The organism is Halopiger xanaduensis SH-6 (assembly GCF_000217715.1).
Lineage (GTDB): Archaea > Halobacteriota > Halobacteria > Halobacteriales > Natrialbaceae > Halopiger > Halopiger xanaduensis.
In genome coordinates this window covers 1,230,757-1,249,845 of sequence record NC_015666.1, presented here as the reverse complement: position 1 = coordinate 1,249,845, position 19,089 = coordinate 1,230,757, and the positions used below count along the sequence as shown (strand labels likewise).

The following is a 19,089-nucleotide window of genomic DNA, read 5'->3' as shown; positions in this document are numbered from 1 at the left end:
GGGCGATGACGCGCTCGGAGTCGACGAGCCGGTCACGCCGCCGCGTCCTCGCGTCGCTCGGTGCGGGCGTCGTCGCGGCGGCCGGGGCCGGCTGTACCGGCAGCGGCGGTCTCGACGGCGAGCCGTCCTACGAGGAGGGCAACGTCGGCGACGTCAACGCCAGCAACGCCTCCAACCGCTCGGCGTCGCAGATGTCCGCGGCGACCGCGCTCGCCCAGCAACAGCCCAACACCTCGGTGACGCCGCTCGAGTCGCTCTCGCTGATCGACCACGAGTTCGTCGTCGAGAGCGGGTACCTCGGATCGACGATTCAGGGAACAGTCCAGAACACGGGCGGGGACCGGATCCAGCTCGTGGAAGTTCGAACCCGGATCTACAACGGCTCCGGCAACATGCTCGGCCGCTACTTCGCCAGTACCGGCGACCTCGACGGCGGCGAGGCGTGGGAGTTCCAAGTCGTCGTCCTTCTGCCCCCGGCCAACGTCGCGGACTACGACATTACCGTGTTGGGAACGCCGTCCTGATCGCCGGTAGATCGCCGGTGGAACGCCGGCTCCGGGATCGTCCGGCCCCTTCAACCGTCGCTCGCTACGCAACCGTCGTTCGAAACGCAGTCGCTCGCCGCTCGTCGTCTCGGCGACCGAACCACAAAACAACCAACAGCGGCCGCTCAGGCGTTCTCTTCGTCCTGCAGCTCCGCGAGTTCGGCTTCGACGTCCGCCTGATCCCCCTCCTCGAGTTCGGTCAGCTCCGCGTCGTCGACCTCGGGTTCGGTTTCAGCGTCAGCGTCGGCGTCGGCGTCCGCGTCGGCCGTCTCGGCGTCGGCAGCCTGGGCCTCCGTCTCCGTCGCTGCCTCGCCCTCTCCGACCTCCGACTTGAGCGTCTCGAGTTCGGCCTCGACGCCGCTGTCGGTCGAGAGCTGCTCGAGTTCGCGGTCGATGTCGTCCTTGTCGGACATGACGTCCTCGAACGCGCCCGATTCGTGGAGTTCGTCCATCGCCGCGGCGCGGGCCTCCATGTCCTCGGTCTGCTCCTCGGCGCGCTCGATGGCGCGGCCGACGTCCTCGAACTCGTCGCCGGTGGCCGTGATCGCCTCCGAAACCTGGGAACTCGCCTTGGCAGCCTCGTGGCGGGCCTTCATCGTCTCCTTCTTGGTGCGGAACTCCTCGATGCGGCTCTGGAGTTCGTTCTTCTGTTCGATCAGCTGATCCTGCTGGCTCTGCAGGTCGGAGATCTGGCGCTCCAGATCCTCGATCTGGTTCATCTTCGTCTTCTTCTTCTCGAGCGCGCGCCGCGCCAGATCCTCGCGGTTCTGCTGGACCGCGGTGCGGGCCTGCTCGTTGTGTTTCTCGACGTTCTCCTCGAGGCGCCGCTTTTGCATCTCGAGGCGCTTTTTCTGCGTGGTGAGGTCGGCGATGCCGCGTTTGACCTCCTGAAGCTGGTCTCGCATCTGCTCGTACGAATAATCGAGCGTCTCGGTCGGGTCCTCAGCCCGGTTGAGCAGCGAGTTGATCTTCGACCGGATGACGTAGGAGGTCCGAGAGAGGATGCCCATAGTCGTACGTATCGCTCGTCATCCTTAAAAACATCACATCAATAACAGACAACGAACGGATCGGGCGAGTTGGACCGAGAACGCGGGGATCGCGTCGATGCGATCTCGGGACGTCCCCAATCGCCACGGCGGCGACGTACGGCGGACCGCACGGCAGGTTCCGGGGAGCCGTCACCGGCCGACGGCGCGTCGGGCTCTGGGACAGACGATCGCTACGGCAGCGTACTGAACTTCCCGGTCGCCGCCGGACTCGAGACGGCGACCGCGGTGCACGCGCCTCACAGCATCGGCGTTTCTCAGCACTGAGTACTAATACCGGTCGCCGAGACAGTTCCAACGAATGACGATTGCCGATACGCTCGACGGCTGGTCAGAGGACGATCTCGAGGTGGACGACGCATCGCTTCACTACTACCGCAGCGGCGGCGACGGGCGTCCGTTCGTGGTCGCACACGGCATCACCGCGGACGGTCGCTCGCGGATCCCGCTGGTCGAACCGCTCGCCGACGCCGGCTACGACGTCGTGACCTACGACGCGCGAGGTCACGGACGCTCGGACGCCCCCGCAGACGGGTACGAGTACGCCGACCAGGCGGCCGACCTCGTCGGGCTCGTCGACGCGCTGGAACTCGAGGATCCCGTCCTGTACGGCCACTCGATGGGCGGGACGACCGTCGCAGTGGCGGCCGCGACCGAGCCGGAACTGCCCCACGCCGTCGTTCTCGAGGATCCCGAACTACTGCTCGGGCTGGGTGCGGACGAGTCCGCGTCCGACGACGTCGACGGCGAGGGCGAGGGCGAATTCCTCGAGCGGATCACCGAGCGAATTCGCGGGCAGCCGGCCCCGACCCGCGAGGCGGTCCTCGAGACCGACGCCGGGCTACAGACGCTGGTCGACGAGGGTCGCGAGCGACTCGCGACGCTGCTCGCCGACACCTATCTGAACGTCGATCCCGCCGTCGAGCAGGTTCTCGAGGCCGATCGCGTCGATCCCGCCGCGGTTTTTCCCGACATCGAGGCGCCGACGTTGATCCTCAAAGCCGACGCCGATCCCGGCTCCCGCGAGCGCCACCGCGAGGCCGCGTCGCACCTTTCGGACGGTCGACTCGTCCACGTCGACGGCGCCGGACACTGCGTCCTCCGGGACCGACACGAGCGGGTCGTCGACGAGATTCACTCGTTCCTCGCGGAGCGCTGACAGCCCCGAATTGATTATCGCGCGGCCGGAACGCTCGAGCATGACCGACGTTCTCGTTCCCGGCGGGCGCGACGTCCGCGGGACGCTCGAGGAGCCCGAAGACGGCGACCCGGACGCGATCGTGGTCGCCTGTCCGCCCCACCCCCAGCAGGGCGGCTCGCGAAGCGACCGGCGCCTCGTCGCCGTCAGCGACGCCCTCGTCGAGGCCGAGATCGCCTCCCTCCGATTCGATTACGGCGACTGGGATGAGGGGTACGGCGAACGCGCGGACGTCCGAAACGCCGTTCGCTGGGCCGCCGACCGCCACGACCGCGTCGGCCTGTTCGGCTACAGCTTCGGCGCGACGCTCGCCCTGCTGGGCGCGGCCGAGTGCGAGGCCGTCGACGCCGTCTCCGCGCTCGCCCCGACGGCGCGGCTGGCCGACGACCTCGACGCCGTCGCGGCCCTCGAGTCGATATCGTGTCCGGTACAGGTGTGCTACGGCGAGCGGGATACCACGGTCGAGTGGGAACCGATCGTCGAGCGGCTTCGAGAAACAGCGGCCGGAACCGGAGACCGGGCTCTCGTTCCCCGTTCCGGCGATCACTTCTTCGTCGGTCAGCAAGCGTCGATCGCCGAGGACGTCGCCGCGTTTTTCGAATCGAAGCTCCTCGAGGCGGCGTAATCGACTACTGCTCGCGAAGCCACCCTCTGGCGTCGTCGCGGTCGTCGAAGATGCGCGAGGTCGTGTTCGAACCGACTTCCTGGACGAGATCCTCGACCGAGAGGTTCGCGACGACGCTCTCGGGCTGGACGATCGCCATGTTCGACAGCGAACTCTCGAACGCTCGCGGGTGCCACTCCTCCTGGGTCCACTGCTGGTCGTCCTCCGAGAGCGTGCCGAGGTCCCGTAGATCCGCGAGCCAGTTGGCCGCGCCCTTCTCGATCGCCAGATCCAGACCGGCGTTCAGTCCCTCTCGATACGTCTCGCCCGTCGCGAAGTCGTGCCAGTTCATGATGACCGCCTCGAGGGACGAGTCCCATTCGACCGTCAGGACGTCGGATTCGTAGTGTGCCATGGGACTGGTATGGTTATGCCGACACCGTAAGAGTTTTGCCAGATGTAGGACCTCTGATGGTTTCCGCGAGAGACGTGAAGCGTGGTTTCCTGCGTCCATTTACTCGTCACCCAATACGCATATCCGACGGGCGGCGAAACCGTAATCCGATGAACTTACTCGAGGAGCAGGTCGCGGTCATCACCGGTGCAGGGTCGGGAATCGGACGGCAGACGGCGAAGACGTTCGCCGAGAACGGCGCGGCGGTCGTGGTCGCCGACGTGGACGTCGACGGCGGGCGGGCGACCGTCGAATCGATCGCCGGCGCCGGCGGCGAGGCGACGTTCGTCGAGGCGGACGTTTCGGACCCCGAGGACGCCGAAGCGATGATCGAGACCGCCGTCGACGAGTACGGCGGGCTGGACGTCCTCTACAACAACGCGGCCATCGAGGGGCCGGTCGCCCGCCTCGACGAGTACGAGAACGACGCCTTCGAGCAGATTATCGAGGTGAACCTCAAGGGCGTCTGGTACGGGATGAAGTACGGAATTCGGGCGATGCTCGAGGACGGCGGCGGCTCGATCGTCAGCGCTTCCTCGATCGGCGGCGAGGTCGCGGTCCCCCAGTACAGCGGCTACGGGGCCGCGAAGGCGGCCGTCAGTCACCTCACGAAGTACGCGGCGATCGAGTACGCCGAGGATGGCATCCGCGCGAACGCGGTCGCGCCGGGCATCGTCCGCACCGAGATGATCGAGCGCAGCATCGAGGAGCACCCCGAGATGGAGGAACAGTTCCTGAACACCGAGCCGATGCCGGGACTGGCCGATCCCGAGGAGATCGCCAACGCCGTCCTGTTCCTCGGTTCGGACCTCTCCTCGCGCGTAACCGGGGTTACGCTGCCCGTCGAGGGCGGCTACCTCGCGCAGTAGCCGACCGCGTACTCGCGGGCAACCGTTTTCCGCGCTCGCGAGGTATGCGTCGCCGTGAACCGAACGACCGACCGACGGCGGCGCGACCGAGCGCAGCGATGACCGCCGATCCGCCGCCGGTGCATCGAGTCGAGACGTGGAGCGAACTGCAGGAGTCGCTCACCGCGGAGATGTGGATGCCGGATATCGGCCGGCACCGCTCCCCGTACGTGTTCCGGGGCGTTCCCGACAGGAACCACGCCCTCGAGACGTCGATCAAACGGTTCGTCGGCGATTCCGGCGAGTGGAAACTCGAGTCGCTGCTGTTGCGGAACTTTCTCCAGTACGCCTTGAACGAGATCGAGGAACCGGAGTCGGTCTGGCACCTCCTCTCGATCGCCGAACACTACGGGTTACCGACGCGGCTGCTCGACTGGTCGTTCTCGCCGCTGGTCGCGACGTACTTCGCGGTCCGGGACGGCGACGCCGCCCGCGACGGGGCGATCTGGGCCGTCGACTACCGCAAACTCCACGAGCGCCTGCCGGACCCCTACCGACGCGTCCTCGAGCGGACGCCGACGGACGTCCTCGACGTCCACCTCCTCTCGAACGCGACGCTCGAGTCCGACGCGGCCAACGCGGCCGACGCGGCGCCGGATCCGGCTCGAAACCTAGACGACGTCGCCCGACTGGACGACCTCTGGCGCGAGCGCTGGAGCGTCGACGCCGACGCGGCACCCGACGACCAGTACGTGCTGTTTTTCAGGCCGCCCGCGATCGACGACCGCATCGCCAACCAGTCGGCCGTCTTCTCGTTCCAGTCCGATCCGCGGCTGGCGCTCGACGAGTGGCTCGCGGAGCGGCCCGACTGCTACCGGAAGATCGTCGTGCCGGGCGATCTCAAGCTCGAGTTCCGCGACAAACTGGACCAGATGAACGTCAACCACCGGACGCTGTTCCCGGGGCTCGAGGGGTTGACGACGTGGTTGAAACAGTACTACCGGCCGACGACCGACTGATCACCGACGCAGCGCGGCGACGGCCAGTTCGAGGTACTCCAGGAACGAGGCGGTCGGCGTCCCGGGCATGTAGAGCGGCGGTTCGGGCCGCTCGAGCCGAACGCCGGTGATCGGATCTTCGGATTCGGATGCGGGTGCGTCCATGGACTCGCTTTGTTCCGGAGGTATTTACGAATTCGCAACTTCAGTTCTGGTATCCTAAACTAATAATGAGCATTGTCAAAACAACGCGTGGGCCTGTGAGTCGAGACCAGTTGCGAAACTCGAGTAAACGCAGCAGAACGGTCAGTTCGTGGTCATAGCGGCGTGGAGGGGCCAGTAGGTCGTGGTCCCCGACGGTCAGTCTCGGCCGTGTCGGGTCAGACACTTCGAGAGCCCGATCAACTCCACGGGTTCGGAGTTGTCCGGCGAGTAGACGACCATCTGCCCCTTCTCCATGTAGGGGACCTTCGACTCGAGGTTGCTCGGGATGTTGACGCTCTTGATCGCGTCCTCGTCGCCCAGGTTCAGCACGACGGTCGTGTTGATCTGCTTGAAGACGGCGTCGTCGATGTCCTGCGGGTCCTGCGTGATGAGAAAGAGGCCGAGTCGCTCCTTGCGGCCCTGCTTGGCGGCCTCGGTGAACTTCGTGATTACCTTGCCGGCCTGCACCGAGTCCGCGTCGGTGAGGAAGTTGTGGGCCTCGTCCATCCCGAGCACGAGCGGCGTCTCCTTGATCCGGTCGTAGGTCGGATCGTTCGAGAGCTTCTGGTCGATCAGCAGCGACGAGAGCGCGAGGACGACGGTTTCGGCGGCCCGCGTGTCGTTGATGTGGTAGGTCGGGACGACCGAGAGCCCGCCGGGGCGGACGAAGTCGTGGACGAGGTCGGTGATCGGCCGCGCGTCCTGGTCGAAGACGTGGTCGAACCCCAGAACCCGACGCCGGACGGCGTCGAAGGTCGCCTCGTGGACCCGGCCGGACTCGTCGAGTTCCTCGCGCAGCGCGGGGTCGTCGAGGAAGGTCGTGAACTCCTCGTAGGTCGCGTCCGCGCCGTACTGCTTGCGGAACCGCGGGAGGAGGACGCTGACGAGCGCCCCGTACTGGTTGTCGTTCAGGCCGCTACCCGCCACGAGCCACGGGTTCTCGTGGACCATCGAGAAGGGAATGGTGAACTCGACCTGCTCCGCGCGGTGGTGGCCCGCCGAGTACGACGCCGACCCCACCTTCGGGACGAACGCCGTCGTGTCCTCGATCCCGCCGTAGGCGACCCCCTCCCGCTCGAGGCGGCGCGCGAACTCGCCGTCCAGGTCGGGGTTGTCGTCGTGCATCTGAGCGTACTCGTCCTGCGGGTCGAACTGGACGACCGCAGGCTGGACGGAGCGGCCGTCCTCCATCGGATACGTCCGTTCGTCGGCGAGGTACTGGCGCAGAATGTTCTTCGCGCCGTGGGTCTTCCCCGACCCCGTGCCGCCGGCGATGAGGGTGTGGCGGAAGACGAGCGGATCGCCGGAGTCGTAGTCGTCCTTCAGCCGGTAGTCGATCGTCGGCGGGGACGCCGCGGTCTTGACCTTCTCGCCGCCGACCGAGAGGTGGCCGAGGAAGACGCCGTCCTCGGGCATCTTCAGGCCCGTTTTTATCTCCGCGGCGTCGGTCGCCTGCTCGACGACGGTCTGGGGTTTGGGGACGCGGTCGGTCATCCGGCGCTTGAGTTCGCCGTCGTCGTCGTAGAGGACGGCGACCGGCTCGAGTTCGGCGACGAACTTGTAGTCCGCTTCTTCGACGCCGTCGGTTCGCATCGCGCGGCGGGCGTGGATCTCGGTCGCGTCGTCGGAATGGTACTGCTGGGCGTACTCGAGTCCCGTAATCCGGCAAAAGAGCGTCTCGCCGTCGGGGTAGGGAGCGACGAGGTAGCTCCCGATGCGGATCGAGGAGCGGTTCCCCCGCGTGATGTAGGCCCGCAGCGAGGTCTCGTCGCCGTCTTCCGCGATGCGCAGTCCCTGGGAGACGCAGATCGCGCCGATGCCGACGTCCTCGCCGCGCGGTTCGACGCTGGTCGACTCGAACTCGCTCGTTTCGCCGGCGCCGGCGTCGCCGTTCGATTCGGCGCTCGAGGTGGAGGTCGATGTCGAAGCCGCGTTCGCGGGTGCGTCCGTCTGCGTTCCGTCGGAGTCCGGCGCGGACGCCGATGCGCTCGCGTTCGCATCGGTCGCCTCGTCGGCCGCCTCGGAATCGGCGTCCGAGTCGGCATCGAAGTCGCCGAAGTCTCCCAGATCGGTCATATCACTCCCATCCGGCCCATCCCTAAAACGCGTTTCCCTCCGGTTCGGCGGAGTGTCTACCGTCGCGATCGGTTCCGTCGGGCGGCGAACGCGCCCGTAACGGCGAGTACAGCACTGACGGCGGCCGTTCCGGCGATCGTGAATCCGGGAATCGACTCGGTCGCGTCGGTCGTCTCGGCCGGTCCGGACCCGGTCGATTCGTTTTCGTCGCCGTCGTCTGCGCCGTCCCCAGTCGTCGAATTAGCCTCGGCTGTCTCCTCGAGGTCGAATTCGTCGGGATCGGGATGCTCGAACTCGTCGGGCGCCACTCGCTCGCCGCCGCCGTCGATCTCGATCGTCGTCGGCTCGTCGACGACGGGCGTCGGCCACTCGCTCGTGAGGGAGACGTCGGTCGCGTCGAACGCGATGTCGGTCGTCGCGGCCGGCGCGTCTTCGGCGACTTCGACGGTCACCGTCGCGACCGTCCCGACGCCGCTGACGCCGCCGGCGGCGGGGTCGCGTCGCTGCTCGAGGATGGCCGTGCCGTTCTCGTCGGCGATCGTCTCGGCCGTCCGGACGTCTCCATCGCCGTCGTTACCGCTGCCGCCACCGGCGAGCCACGGTCCCCGCTCGACGTCGACGACCGAGAGGTAGTCGGGGTGGTACTGCGCGACCAGCGTCACGGCCTCGACGCCGGCGTCGTGGCTGCCGCCGCTCTGGAGGACGACCTCGAGTTCGACCGTCTCGCCGGGTTCGGCCGCGACCGTTTCCGGCTCCGACCAGACGATCGCGGTCTGGTCGCCCGCGGCGGCGGTACCGACGGCGGTCGTCACGCAGAGGGCAGTAACGAGCGTCGCGAGGGCGGCAAGTGAGACGGCGCGCCGCGCTCGAGTCGGGACGATCATGAGTAGCTGGCAGGCGGGACGGTTGATGGTCGCGGGTTCGGTTGCGGATCCGAGTCAGGGTCCGGATACTCACTGCGGCGCCGAGTCGACTGCATTCGACAGCCCGTTCGTTGACGAGCGGTTTAGTCCCTCGGTGCGAAGCGTTCGGACGCGAAAAGGGATCGGCGACGGAGCGGTCGCTTCCTCGGTGCGACAGCGATTACGGGATGAACGAGACGGCGTCGGTCATCGGGGTGGCGTCGACCAGCCCGGCGTCCGGGTCGTACTCGAGGACGCCGACCGCGTCGAGGGCGGGCAGGTGGGCGTGGTGGAGTTCGATCTTCGCGGTTTCCGTCTCCGCGGGCGCGAGCGAGTCGCGCGCCGCGAGCGCGGTGGCGAGTCGGTCCAGCGACAGCGAGCCGTCGCTCTCGTGGACGAGCCGAGCTACGCGAAGGCGGCTCGGGTCGACGACCCGCTGGAGCAGTTCGTCGTCAGCGGGGGTATCGGTCTCGTCGTCGGGGGTTTCCTCGAGCAGCGACGCGAGCGCCGCCGGGCAAAGCTGCGGTTCGGCGACGAGTTCGACGCCCGTCTCGGCGTCCCACTCGATCACGCCGCAGTCGGCCAGCCGCGGAAGGTGGTTGTGAAGCAGGCTGAGCCGAACCTCGTGGCGGGCCTGGCCGTTCGGAACGTCGGGTTCCTCTCGCTCGATCAGTTCAGTCGTGAGGTCGAACAGCGAGTGGCGGTCGTCTCCGCGCTCGCCGTCCGTATCGCTGGTCAGGATCTCCAGCAGGTACACCCGCCGCGGATGGCTGCAGGCCTCGTACTGTTCCGGCGGGACGTCGTAGAGCGGGTCCCGCTCGCTGGTGTCGCCGAGGTGAGCGTCCGAACTCATTACACAATGCAAGCATAGCAAGGGGGATAAGCCCGTTTCCAAAACGATTTGGGTACGGAATATGATATTACTCGCGTAAGTCGCTCGTAACCGAGCCAGACGCGAGAAATACCGCAAGAGACGGTTTCTTCAGCATTCATCGACTGTACGATTATCCAAATAGTATCTCATCGCGGATGATTCCGAATGTCGGCCGACCGATCGTTCGCGGCGCGTAGCAGCGGATTACTCGGGCTCGCGGCGCGGCCGAGCGGGGAGCACGGCCGCGGATCGGACGGCGCGTTTCGCCGCGCTCGCCAACGAGGACGGTCTTTTTGCGTCTGCGCCCCGTACCGAGGGTATGATCATGGTCCGCGGTCAAGCCGGCGGCACCGAACTCACCGGAACGCTGTACGAACGCGGTGAGCGAGCGCCGTCGTTCCGCGGCGCTCCCGACCAGGACGCCGCGTACGTCTGGGTCTGCGACGAGTTCTACGAGGTCGACACCGGCGGCTCGACGCAGCGCGTCGAGGACCGGGAGGTCAACGTCGCCTTCGAGTCGCCGATGCCCCGCGGGTTCGACACCCGTGAGCAGGCCCTCGAGAACGCCAAAGAGCACATCCGAACCCAGTTCGCCCGGATCGGCGTCGACCCGGCCGACGTCGACCTCGAGGTCGAGAAGGCGGAGCGGCCGACCGAGTAATCGCTGACTAGGCCGCTACCGATTTATTTCGTCGTCGGAGATAGACGCTTTCGTCCCGTCGTTTCAACTGCGCTGCAGTGTCCTGACGAGACAGAAACCGAGGGCCAATCCGCCTATGATGGCAGTAAAGCCCGGTATCTCGTCACCGGTGTCGACGGGCTCGTCGGCCGCTCCGTTTTCCGAGCCGCTGTGAGTGTCGCTCGAGTTCGAATCCTCGCTCGAGTCTGCTTCGTCGTGGCTCGTATTACCGGCGCTCGCCCCATCATCTGCTGCAGCCTCGAGCGCGTCGGCGTCGGGGTCCGGATGATCGAAATCCGACGCCGGAACCGACTCGCCGCCCCCGTCGATTTCGACGGTCACGTCCTGTGCGTACAGGGCCAGCGGCCACCCGCGGACGGGTTCGACGCCGGTTTCGCTGACGTTGATCGTCGTCGTCGACGGCGGCGCGTCGTCGGCGACCCGAACCGTCATCGTCGCGAGCCTCGCGTTGCCGGTCGCGCCGCCGGCGGGCGGATCGCGCCGCTGCTCGAGGATCGCCGTGCCGTCGTCGTGCGCGAGCGTTCGCTCGGGACGGACGGTCGTCTCGTTGCCCTGCTCGAGCCACGGTCCCCGTTCGAGGTCCGTGATCTCGAGGTAGTCGGGGTGGTACTGCGCGACGAAGTCGACGGCGGCGACGCCGACGCCGCCGTGGCCGCCGTCGCTCTGGAGTTCGACCTCGACCGCGAACGTCTCGCCCGGGCCGGCTTCGACGGTCGAGGGCGACGGTCTGACGACGGCGCTCCGATCGCCGGCGCTGACGAGCGCCGGGACGGAGAGCGCGGTCGTCGAGAGGAGCAACGCCGCCAGTACGACGGCGCGGACGGCGGCTCCAAAGTCGTCGCTCGAGGGGCGGCGATTCCGGTTTCGGTCCGATCGCGTCGAGCGGTCCGCGGGCGACGGATCGTCGGTGTCGGGCATTGAAGTGTGAGACGTGTCGGTCAGTCGTCGGTCGAATTCGCCGACTCGTCAGATGCGTCCGCGCCGGCGTCGTTCCCGCGACCGCGGGCGTAGAGGTACGCGCCGGCGCTGCCGCCGGTTACCGCGGCGATCGGGCCGAATCCGGGAACGCTGTCGTCCGAGCCGTCGCCGCTCTCGCCTTCGCTGCCGTTGTCGTCGCCGTCGCCGTCGCCACCGCTGCCGGCGTTACCGTCATCGGCGACGCTATCGGCGTTTTCGTCGCCGGTCCCATCCTGTGCACCCTCGAGTACCGCGGCCGCGTCGACGGGTGCTTTGAACCGGAACCGGTCGTAGCCGCTCGAGTTCGGCACCTCGTAGTCGTATCCCCAGTAGTCCTGATCCGGGCTATAGCCGCCGAACAGCCGCAGCGCGGGGTCGTCGATGCTCTCGGCGAGGTCCGTTAGCGAGGCCGCGTCGAACGTCACGTTGACCGCGTCGCCGTCCGCGGTCACAGATGTCGCCTCGAGGTCGTCGCCGGTCCGGACCACGACTCGGTAGGCGCCAGGCTCGGTCGCGACTTCCGCGGCGCCCTCGGGCACGGGGGCAGTGAGCGTGAGTTCCTCGGCGTTGCGGCTGATCGATGCCGCGTCGACGGTCTCGTCGACGCGGATCATCCGATTCTCCCGTTCGGGTGCGACCGTGTCGCGCTGCTCGAGTTGCTCTAAGACGAACGGCCCCTGGAACTGGCCGGACTCGAGGACGACCTCGGCCTCGGAGAGGACCTCGGAGTTGCCGATGGAGTAGTCGTTGTGCGCGAAGGTGTAGGTCGCCTCGGGGTCGATCGGGTCGTCGCCGACGAAGACGTTCTCGACTCCCGCGTCGTCCTCGTGACCCGTCCACTCGTAGGAAACGCCCGACACCTGAATCGCGGGCTGCGCGCCGAAGTCCGGCGCCGGATGCGGTCGAAGCGCCTCCTCGAGGTAGTCGATCACCTGCTGGCCGGTCGCTTCGACGACCAGAATCTCGTTCGGGAACGGCAGGATGTCCATCACGTCCGTGCCGGTGATCTCGCCGGGGCCGTAGGTCGAGTCGCTGCGGATGCCGCCGGCGTTGTTGGCGGCGATGTCGACCTCGACGTCGCCGATCTCGCCGACCGCCCGCATCGCGTCGGTCATGAGGTTGCCCCAGTTGGTCTCGATCGCGTAGTTATTGTACGTCGCGTCGAGTTCGACCTCGCTCTCGAAGGCCGGCTGGCCGAGCCGCTCCTCGAGGTCGCCGAGCCACTCGTCGGCCAGTTCGGCGAGGCGCTCGTCGGGTTCGATCTCGTCGGTGTAGCGGACGCTGATCTGGTCGTACTCCTCGACTGCGGGTGCCGGGTCCGAGTCGGGCAACAGGAGATCGGTCCGCCGCCAGTCGGCCAGTTCGCCCTCGGCGTCGAGCGTGATCGCCCCGACGTGGTCGAACTCGTCGCCGAACTCGCTGATGACCGTCCCGTCGACGACCTCGGGTTCGTCGAAGACGACGCCGGAGTGGGAGCCGACGATCGCGTCGAGCCCGTCGACCGACTCCGCGAGCGTCTCGTGGACGCCCGTCGAGACGTGCGAGGCGCAGACGACGACGTCCGCCCCCGCATCGCGGAGCGAATCGACCGCCTCCTGGGACGCCTCGACGTACTCCAGCACCTGCCACTCCTCGGGGTAGTCGGTCAGCGAGTGGAAGTTCTCGGAAACGAGCCCGAAGACGCCGACGGTCAGCCCGCCCGCCTCGAGCGTGGTCCACCGCTCGGTGCCCGGGACGGGGTCGCCCGCGTCGTCGAGCAGGTTCGCGACGACCCACGGGAACTCGCTCTCCTCGAAGCGGGTCGTCGCGACGTCGGCGCCGAAGTCGAACTCGTGGTTGCCGACGCCGTCGACGGCGAGGTCCGTGTAGTTCAGCGCCTCGACCATGTGTTCGCCCTCGTACTCGAGGCCGAGCATCGACGGCGCGAAGTCGTCGCCGTTGCCGACGAACAGCCCGTTGTCGGCGTCGGCGAGCACGTCCTCGACGACGGAGTAGTAGCGGGCGAGACTCAGTTCGTCCGCCGAAGCGTCGTTGAATCGGCCGTGGAAGTGCGTGTCGTGAACGAGCGTGACGGTTCCGTCGGTCGTAGTCGTACTCGCCGCACGCGCACGATCCGTAGCGGGGAGCAGCGTGGCCGCCGACGCGCCCGCGGCCGCGCCGAGGAAGCGGCGACGACTCCGGTCGACGTCGTCGTTCGTCCGATCTCGCGTCCGACTCGCTGACTCTCGAGCCATGGGGACAGTCCGTCAGAAGAGTAACTAATACGTTTACAATTCAGTGCCATTTGACAATACTCCTCACAGTACCGGTCCGGGTATCGCCGTCCGCGTCAGTAGCCCGCGGCTGCGTCGCCGTCCCCGTCCCACCGGTGGTCGTCGTAGGTCCGGTCCTGGCTCGTGTCGAAGGCCGTCTCGAACGACTCCCGGAGCGACCGCTTCTCCGAACGGCTGATGCGCGCGAGTTCGTCGGCCTTCTCGACGATGGTCGGCGGCCCGTGCGCGACCGCGACGTCCTGGAGCACCTGCATCGTCAGCGCCTCGCGGGTCTCCGGATCGCGCGTGAAAGCGTAGGGCGCCTCGATCCGGTAGATCAGATCGTCCCGAGGGTCGTAGACGACGAAGAAGGTCACTTCGTAGTCCTCGAGCGAGCGGTGTCGCTCGACGCCGAGCGCGTCGCCGTTCGCCGAGAGCGCCTGGTCGACGCCGCCGCGCGAGCGGAACCAGTTCGTGTAGGTCAGCGCCGACGTGTCGCGCTCCCAGCGCTTGCCCTCGATATCGTCGACGTACTCGCCGCGCTCGAGTAGCCGCGTGAACAGCGCCGAGTCGTCCGCCCAGGGGACGCTGATCTCGGCGTCGCGCTTCCCCTTCAGCGTCCGCGTGATGACGCGGGTCGCCGGGTTCTTGACGAATCCGATCAGCGGCACATCGCGTTCGACGAACTCCTCGACCAACCGGACGTAGTTCTCGAGGACCGTCGTCGGCCGCGGATCCTCGAGCAGGAAGTCCGCGAGATCTGGATGTTGATCGGCCCAGCGGAGCAGCCCGCGGGGGTAGAGCGGGCCGTCGAGGACGAGCAGATCGTCGACCTCGTCGGCGTGGTCGCGGGCGTGGGTGCTCTCGGCCAGATACAGGGCGAGCGCGTGGACGACGCCCTCGGCGAACCGCGGGAGCGGCGGGATCTTCACCGCACGACTGCGGCTGTAGCCCTCGTCGAACTTGCCCCACGTTTCGTCAACATTCATCGTCTCGTCATTGGAGTGAACCGTCGCGACGACCGTCCGCGCGCGGTGAAGGTTCAAATCCGAGGGCGTCGCGCTCATGGCCGCCTGGGCGATGTCGATGACAAGCCCGTTCTTGAACGTCGTCGGGTTGATCGTCCCCGCGTCGAGGCCGTGCTCGGTGGGAAACTCCCGGTCCCGCAGCGCGACGTCCTCGCAGTCGACGAGCCGGCGGGCTTGCTCGTCGACCGGTTCGACGATCCGTCGGCCCTCGCGAGAGACGAGCGGATCGAGAAATTCCTCCCAGACCGTCTCGGCGAACGCGCGGCGGTCGTCGGCGTCGGCCCCGTGGTCGATCCGCCCCGCCAGCCGCGCGATGCCGTCGAAGTGGACCGGATCGAGCGTCATGAGAGGTGGCTCCCGTCCCACCGGCAAAAAGCCAGTGGTCGGGACCGTCCGGGCAGGTGACCCCTCGTTGCGCTGGTATCGGAAGACAGCAGCCGCGATACGTACCGTAAAACGGGAACCCAGCTACTCGAGAAACCGGGACCGAACGTCGCCCGTCGGCATCATGCACTGCTCCTTCTTGCCGAACAGGCGGTACCGGTTGGCGGCGACCAGCTCGTACGCCAAGTCGCGGATCGGCCGCGGCAGGTACCGGAACGGGCCGAGCAGGGCGTAGACGCCGCCGAGCAACTGCGCGATGCGGAGGACGGCAGCCGATTTCACGTAGCAGTCGTCGCCCTCGATCAGGACGATCGACTCGAGGTCGTCCGTCGGAAGGTCGTGCTCGGCGAGCAGTTCGGTCGCGACGTCGGACTGGAGCGAGGCGAAGTAGAACTGCTCGTCGGTGTCCCGCGGGACGAGGAACTGGACGAAGCCGTTACAGAGGTTGCAGACGCCGTCGAAGAGGACGATCGGGGCTCCGTCTGGAACGTCGGCGCTCATCGGGTATCGACCGTTGGGAGCGGCCGCAATTCAGGGTTCCGGTCGATCACGATCCGCGGTCCCGGTTCGAGCCGAACATGAGCGGTTCGACCGCCGACGCAGCCTGAAACGCTTCTTTCAGCGTTCAACAAACTTATGCCGGTCTACACGAGATTCGCCACAGACGACTCTAGCAATGGACTGGTCCCGTTCTCCCTCCGCCACGCGACCCAATCTGTCGGCCGTACTGGATCGGCTCTCGATCGCGATCCAGCGCCGCGTCGCGATCGATCCGCGGGCGCTCGCCGCGTTCCGGATCGCGATCGGCACGCTACTGATCCTCGATCTGGCCCTCCGGGCGCGGAACCTCGGGACCTTCTACACTGACGCTGGCGTACTCCCGCTGCGGGCGCTGTTTTCGGATTACTCGCCGGTGTACTCCCTGCACGCGATCTCCGGCGCGGCGTGGGTGCAGGCGCTGTTGTTCGCCGTCGCGGGCGCGTTCGCCCTCGCGCTCCTGCTGGGGTACCGGACGCGGCTCGCGACGATCGTCTCGTGGCTCCTCCTGCTATCCCTGCACGCGCGGAACCCGATGGTGCTCAACTCAGGTGACACGCTGCTGCGGATGCTGTTGTTCTGGGGGATGTTCCTCCCGCTGGGTCGGGAGTGGTCGATCGACGCGCGGCGCCTCGAGACGACTCGAGGCGGCGAGGACGGGACGGTCGACGAGACTCGAGAACCGGTGACCGACGAGTCCGGTCCGAGTGCCGGTGACAGCGACGACGAATCGGGGATGTCGGTTCCGGGAATCGTGAGCGTGCCGACGATGGCCATTCTGTTACAAGTTCAGCTGATGTACCTGACCAACGCCGTCCACAAGACGCGAAGCGACAAGTGGATGGGCGGCGACGCGGTCGTTCACATCTTCCAGGCCGACCACCTCACGATCCTGCTCGGGGACGTGCTGGCGGATCAGCACGCGCTGCTGGAACTGTTTACCTACGCCTGGATAGCCGTCATCCTGCTCTCGCCGCTGTTGCTCTTGCTCACCGGCGTCTGGCGTGCTGCCTTCGCGTCGGTCGTGATAGGGATGCACCTCGGGATGGCCACGACGCTGCAGATCGGGCTCTTCCCGCTGATCTCAGTCGGCGCGCTCCTGCTGTTCTACCCGCCGGTCGTCTGGGAGACCGCGACCGCGCTCGCGACGCGAATCGGCATCGCAGCACCGCTTCGGCGAGGACTGGACCGCCTGCAGCGGACTGCACCGCGCGTCCCGCTACCGGATGCGCCGGCGGTTCCGGCAGCGACTGACCTGCCGGCGACGACGCGCACGGCAATCGAAACCACGGCGAGTCGGAGCCGTGTTCTGTTCTCGACGGTCATCCCCTGGTTGCTCCTGGTACTCGTCGTCCTCTCGAACGCCGAGGCGGTCGACTACGCCGACGTTCCCGAGGTCGGCGACGAGGTGCTCGAGACGGTCAACGCCGACCAGAGCTGGCGGATGTTCGCGCCGAACCCGACCTCGACGACCAGGTGGCTCGTCGCGCCGGCCGACCTCGAGGACGGCTCGCAGGTCGACGCGTTCGGCGGCGGCGAGGTCGACTGGGATCGACCGCCGAGCGCCGACGAACTCTACGACACCGCCCGCGAGCGCAAGTACGTCTCGAACATGCGCTACGCGGACAACGAGAACCACCGCTCGTACTTCGCGAACTACCTCTGTGATCGGTGGAACCGCAGCCACGAAACCGGCCTCGAGAACGTGACGATCTACGGGTTAACCGATAACGCAGGCCCGTACGACGACGAGCCGGATATTGCCAAGTACAAGAAAATCGAGTACGACTGTTCGGGGCCGTTCGTCCAGAACGGGTGACCGCGGTCCGATTTCTCTAGCTCGGCGTACCAGCAGTCGACGACCGGTTGTCCGATTGATCGACAACGACAGCTAGTTACGCCAGGCAGATGACCCGTCGCACATGGACGCTGCACTGATCGTCCTCGACGGCTGGGGACTCGGTGACGACGACGAGTCGACCAGGGACGCGGTCGCTGCGGCCGACACGCCGACGTTCGACCGGCTCGCCGAAACCGGCGCGTACGGCACGCTCGAGGTGGCGGGTCGGCGCGTCGGTCTCCCGGACGGCCAGATGGGCAACAGCGAGGTCGGCCACCTCAATATCGGCGCCGGCCGAGTAGTGTATCAGGAGTACACCCGGATCTCCGACTCGATCGCGGACGGCACCTTCCGGGAGAACGACGCGATCAACGCGGCGTTCGACGAGGCCCTCGAGAACGACGGCACGATCCACTTCGTCGGGCTGGTCAGCGACGGCGGGGTCCACTCGGATCACGAGCACCTCCACGCGCTGATCGAGCTCGCGGGCGACCGCGACGTCGAGGCGGTCACGCACGCGATTACGGACGGCCGCGACACCTCGCCGACGGGCGGCCGCGACTACTTGTCGACGCTCGAGGACGTGATCGACGAGCACGGCACGGGCCACGTCGCGACGGTTTCGGGCCGCTACTACGCGATGGACCGGGACCAGAACTGGGAGCGGACGAAACGCGCCTACGACGCGATCGTCGAGCGGGAGGCCGAGTACTCGGCGGAATCGGCCGTTGCTGCCGTCGAAGACTCCTACGACCGCGACGTGACCGACGAGTTCGTCGAGCCGACCGTGATCGAGGGCCGGCCCGCCCTCGAGGACGGCGACTCGGTCGTCTGGTTCAACTTCCGGTCGGATCGCGCACGCCAGCTGACGCGGATGCTCGCGGGCATCCGTCCCGAGGACTGGGCCGACGAGTTCGAGACCCACCCGCCGGACTCGGAGGTCGTAATGATGACCCAGTACGACAAGACGTTCGACCTTCCCGTCGCCTACCCGCCGAACCAGCCCGAGCAGGTGCTGGGCGAGGTGCTGGCCGACGCAGGGAAGAGTCAGCTGCGGATCGCCGAGTCAGAAAAATACGCCCACGTCACCTACTTCTTAAACGGCGGCCGCGAGGTCGAGTTCGACGGCGAGATCCGGCAGATCGTCGAGAGTCCGGACGTCCCGACCTACGACGAGCAGCCCGAGATGAGCGCGCCCGAAGTGACCGACACCGCGATCGACGTCATCGAGTCCGACGATCCGGACGTACTCGTGCTCAACTACGCCAACCCCGACATGGTCGGTCACACCGGCGACTACGAGGCCGCCATCGAGGCCGTCGAAGCCGTCGACGAACAGCTGGGGCGGCTCGCGGCGACGCTCGAGGAGTACGGCGCCCACGTCCTCATCACGGCCGACCACGGCAACGCCGACGACATGGGGACGGAAGACGACCCGCACACGGCGCACACGTACAACCTCGTCCCGCTCGTCTACGTCGCCGACGACGGGACCGACGGCGGCCGGACCGTCCGCGAGGGCGGTACCCTCGCCGACATCGCCCCCACGCTGCTCGAGTTGATCGGCGTCGACCAGCCGCCGGAGATGACCGGCGAACCGCTGCTCGAGTGATTGCCGGCGCCGCGTCTTCGCATACAC

18 protein-coding genes are annotated in these 19,089 nt (G+C 67.2%); 8 read left to right on the top strand and 10 right to left on the bottom strand.

Annotated features, from left to right (window positions below; genetic code table 11):
* The first annotated feature begins 5 nt into the window (after nt 1-5).
* On the top strand, nt 6-524 hold the full coding sequence (locus HALXA_RS06150; RefSeq protein ID WP_013879449.1) for an FxLYD domain-containing protein: 519 nt from the start codon (nt 6-8) through the stop codon (nt 522-524).
* A gap of 146 nt (nt 525-670) precedes the next feature.
* Here the strand turns inward: HALXA_RS06150 and HALXA_RS06145 are convergent, their stop codons facing one another.
* Nucleotides 671-1,555, bottom strand: a complete 885-nt coding sequence (locus HALXA_RS06145) for a PspA/IM30 family protein (RefSeq protein WP_013879448.1) — start codon at nt 1,553-1,555, stop codon at nt 671-673.
* A 340-nt stretch (nt 1,556-1,895) separates the two neighbouring features.
* On the opposite strand from HALXA_RS06145, the gene HALXA_RS06140 reads away from it, so the two are divergent.
* Both HALXA_RS06140 and HALXA_RS06135 read left to right on the top strand, forming a co-directional pair.
* Nucleotides 1,896-2,753, top strand: a complete 858-nt coding sequence (locus tag HALXA_RS06140) for an alpha/beta fold hydrolase (RefSeq protein WP_013879447.1) — start codon at nt 1,896-1,898, stop codon at nt 2,751-2,753.
* 40 nt (nt 2,754-2,793) lie between these two features.
* Nucleotides 2,794-3,417: an alpha/beta hydrolase gene (locus tag HALXA_RS06135; protein ID WP_013879446.1), complete on the top strand. Its 624-nt coding sequence runs from the start codon at nt 2,794-2,796 to the stop codon at nt 3,415-3,417.
* A 4-nt stretch (nt 3,418-3,421) separates the two neighbouring features.
* Here HALXA_RS06135 and HALXA_RS06130 read toward each other — a convergent pair whose 3' ends face one another.
* Complete coding sequence (locus tag HALXA_RS06130; RefSeq protein WP_013879445.1) at nt 3,422-3,811, bottom strand: STAS/SEC14 domain-containing protein; 390 nt, start codon at nt 3,809-3,811, stop codon at nt 3,422-3,424.
* A 149-nt stretch (nt 3,812-3,960) separates the two neighbouring features.
* Here HALXA_RS06130 and HALXA_RS06125 point away from each other — a divergent pair, with 149 nt between their 5' ends.
* The gene (locus HALXA_RS06125; RefSeq protein WP_013879444.1) at nt 3,961-4,719 is read left to right on the top strand and encodes an SDR family NAD(P)-dependent oxidoreductase; all 759 of its coding nucleotides are present in this window, start codon (nt 3,961-3,963) and stop codon (nt 4,717-4,719) included.
* Nucleotides 4,720-4,763: 44 nt separating this feature from the next.
* Nucleotides 4,764-5,717, top strand: a complete 954-nt coding sequence (locus HALXA_RS06120; RefSeq protein WP_171814662.1) for an FRG domain-containing protein — start codon at nt 4,764-4,766, stop codon at nt 5,715-5,717.
* Here HALXA_RS06120 and HALXA_RS22000 read toward each other — a convergent pair whose 3' ends face one another.
* The 4 genes from HALXA_RS22000 to HALXA_RS06105 form a co-directional block, all read right to left on the bottom strand.
* On the bottom strand, nt 5,718-5,861 hold the full coding sequence (locus HALXA_RS22000) for a hypothetical protein (protein ID WP_013879442.1): 144 nt from the start codon (nt 5,859-5,861) through the stop codon (nt 5,718-5,720).
* 195 nt (nt 5,862-6,056) lie between these two features.
* Nucleotides 6,057-7,976, bottom strand: coding sequence for an ATP-binding protein (locus HALXA_RS06115; protein ID WP_013879441.1), 1,920 nt, complete (start codon nt 7,974-7,976; stop codon nt 6,057-6,059).
* A gap of 56 nt (nt 7,977-8,032) precedes the next feature.
* A complete protein-coding gene (locus tag HALXA_RS06110; protein WP_013879440.1) occupies nt 8,033-8,860 on the bottom strand; it encodes a cohesin domain-containing protein in 828 nt (275 codons plus the stop codon).
* Between the two features lie 199 nt (nt 8,861-9,059).
* Nucleotides 9,060-9,731, bottom strand: a complete 672-nt coding sequence (locus tag HALXA_RS06105; RefSeq protein ID WP_013879439.1) for a DUF7344 domain-containing protein — start codon at nt 9,729-9,731, stop codon at nt 9,060-9,062.
* A 340-nt stretch (nt 9,732-10,071) separates the two neighbouring features.
* Here HALXA_RS06105 and HALXA_RS06100 point away from each other — a divergent pair, with 340 nt between their 5' ends.
* Nucleotides 10,072-10,413 carry a DUF7113 family protein gene (locus HALXA_RS06100; protein ID WP_013879438.1) on the top strand — a complete coding sequence of 114 codons (342 nt, stop codon included), beginning with the start codon at nt 10,072-10,074 and terminating at the stop codon, nt 10,411-10,413.
* Nucleotides 10,414-10,476: 63 nt separating this feature from the next.
* Here the strand turns inward: HALXA_RS06100 and HALXA_RS06095 are convergent, their stop codons facing one another.
* From HALXA_RS06095 to HALXA_RS06080, 4 genes are all read right to left on the bottom strand, one after another.
* Nucleotides 10,477-11,370 (bottom strand): cohesin domain-containing protein, encoded by an 894-nt coding sequence (locus HALXA_RS06095; protein WP_013879437.1) that lies wholly within the window; start codon nt 11,368-11,370, stop codon nt 10,477-10,479.
* Nucleotides 11,371-11,390: 20 nt separating this feature from the next.
* The gene (locus HALXA_RS06090) at nt 11,391-13,643 is read right to left on the bottom strand and encodes a bifunctional metallophosphatase/5'-nucleotidase (RefSeq protein WP_013879436.1); all 2,253 of its coding nucleotides are present in this window, start codon (nt 13,641-13,643) and stop codon (nt 11,391-11,393) included.
* Between the two features lie 95 nt (nt 13,644-13,738).
* Nucleotides 13,739-15,034 carry a DNA double-strand break repair nuclease NurA gene (locus HALXA_RS06085; protein ID WP_013879435.1) on the bottom strand — a complete coding sequence of 432 codons (1,296 nt, stop codon included), beginning with the start codon at nt 15,032-15,034 and terminating at the stop codon, nt 13,739-13,741.
* A gap of 123 nt (nt 15,035-15,157) precedes the next feature.
* A complete protein-coding gene (locus HALXA_RS06080) occupies nt 15,158-15,574 on the bottom strand; it encodes a thiol-disulfide oxidoreductase DCC family protein (RefSeq protein ID WP_013879434.1) in 417 nt (138 codons plus the stop codon).
* Nucleotides 15,575-15,749: 175 nt separating this feature from the next.
* Here HALXA_RS06080 and HALXA_RS06075 point away from each other — a divergent pair, with 175 nt between their 5' ends.
* A complete protein-coding gene (locus tag HALXA_RS06075; RefSeq protein WP_013879433.1) occupies nt 15,750-17,429 on the top strand; it encodes an HTTM domain-containing protein in 1,680 nt (559 codons plus the stop codon).
* Nucleotides 17,430-17,532: 103 nt separating this feature from the next.
* Complete coding sequence (gene gpmI / locus HALXA_RS06070) at nt 17,533-19,062, top strand: 2,3-bisphosphoglycerate-independent phosphoglycerate mutase (protein ID WP_013879432.1); 1,530 nt, start codon at nt 17,533-17,535, stop codon at nt 19,060-19,062.
* Nucleotides 19,063-19,089: the final 27 nt, after the last annotated feature.